Origin of the sequence: Cetobacterium sp., from assembly GCF_048470075.1 — a bacterium.
GTDB lineage: Bacteria > Fusobacteriota > Fusobacteriia > Fusobacteriales > Fusobacteriaceae > Cetobacterium_A.
Genome location: NZ_DBGBQB010000234.1, coordinates 1 through 1,629, shown reverse-complemented (window position 1 = coordinate 1,629; position 1,629 = coordinate 1). Strand labels below are relative to the sequence as shown.

At 28.9% G+C, this 1,629-nt stretch carries 2 protein-coding genes; both read left to right on the top strand.

All coding sequences use genetic code 11. The features are described 5' to 3' along the window. On the top strand, window positions 1-1,086 hold a 1,086-nt coding region (locus ACMOUI_RS08195), incomplete at its 5' end, for a GspE/PulE family protein (protein ID WP_418965238.1). Continuing rightward, a partial coding sequence (locus ACMOUI_RS08190; RefSeq protein WP_418965237.1) for a type II secretion system F family protein occupies window positions 1,083-1,629 on the top strand: 547 nt, incomplete at its 3' end. The genes ACMOUI_RS08195 and ACMOUI_RS08190, both read left to right, overlap by 4 nt.

The window sequence follows — 1,629 nt, the reverse complement described above, 5'->3', positions numbered from 1 at the left end:
AAATACGATAGTGAAGATATTTCAGAGTTTTTAAACAGTTTAGTTTTTTATAGTTTAAAAGAGAGGGTATCTGATATACATGTTGAATCAAAAGAGAGAGTTATAAAGATAAGAGTTCGAATTGATGGGATATTAAAGGATTATAAAGATCTGAATAAAAGTTTTGGTTTAAAGTTAATAACAAAATTAAAACTGATGAGCGAACTTGATATTGGAGAGAAAAGATTGCCTCAAGATGGTAGATTTAAAGGGCAATACTTAGATGAAAAAATAGATTTTAGAGCCTCTTTTATTCCGACAATCTTTGGAGAAAGATGTGTTCTAAGAATACTTAAAAATGATGTATCAAAGATGTCCTTAGAAAATTTGGGTTTTATTGAAGAAAACTTAATAAAATTAAAGAAGTTAGTTAATAGAAAGAATGGGCTACTTCTATTTTGTGGACCAACAGGGAGTGGAAAAACCACCACTCTATACTCAATAGTCAACTATTTAAACAGTGATAGGTTGAATATAGTTACAATAGAGGATCCCATAGAGTACCAGTTTTCAAATATAAATCAAATTCAGTGTAAAAATGAGATAGGATTAAATTTTTCAACTATATTAAGAAGCGTTTTAAGACAGGATCCAGATGTGATATTGGTTGGAGAGATAAGGGATAAAGAGACCGCACAGATAGCTTTAATGGCTTCTCTAACGGGGCATCTAGTCATAACGACTCTACATACAAAGGATTCAATCTCAGCTATAGATAGATTGGTAAGTTTTGGGATAGATAAATTTATTATAGCAACAGCCATAAATGCTATTGAAAGTCAGCGTTTAATAAGAAAAATTTGTCCTATTTGTAAGGGGCTAAATAGAGAGTGCTCTTGTAATGAGGGATTCAAAGGAAGAGAGATCGTAGAGGAGATAATATTTTTCAATAGAGAGATACGGGATATTGTACTGAATAAAAATACAACAGACTTAGAGAACTACTTAAGGGAAAAAGGTTTTAAAACTCTTTATGACAACGGTCTTTTAAAAGTGGAAAGGGGAGTGACAACAGAGGATGAAATAATAAAAGAGTGTTTAATATGAGAGTATATAGATGCTTAGTTTTAGATAAAAAAAAGGATAGAGTAGAAAAAATATATTGTGAAAAAAATAAAAAGGCTCTTTTAAGAAAAATTTATTTAGAGAGGAGTACACTTATAAGAGTTTTAGAGACTCAGTTAAAAAAGGAGCTAAAAGAGAGAGAGTTAAAAGAGGTATATCTAAAGATAGGAAGACTTTTAAATGCTGGACTTCCAATAAAAAAAACAATAGAGTTTCAAAAAAATATTTATAAAAATCTGAGTTTAAAATTTAAAATCTATAATCTTAATGACAGATTGGAAAAGGGAGAGGATATATACAATATACTAAAAGATGAAGGACTAATTAAAGAGAGAGAGCTATTAATTATTTTTATTTCAGAAAATATAGGCAAAATAGGAGATGGCTTTCTAAAGATAGCCCATTTAAAAGAGCGAAAAGAGAGATTAAAAAATGATTTGAAAATAGCTTTATCATATCCTATTTTTATTTTATTTATATCAACAATAATAATAGTTTTAATTTTTCTTCTTATCGTTCCAAGTT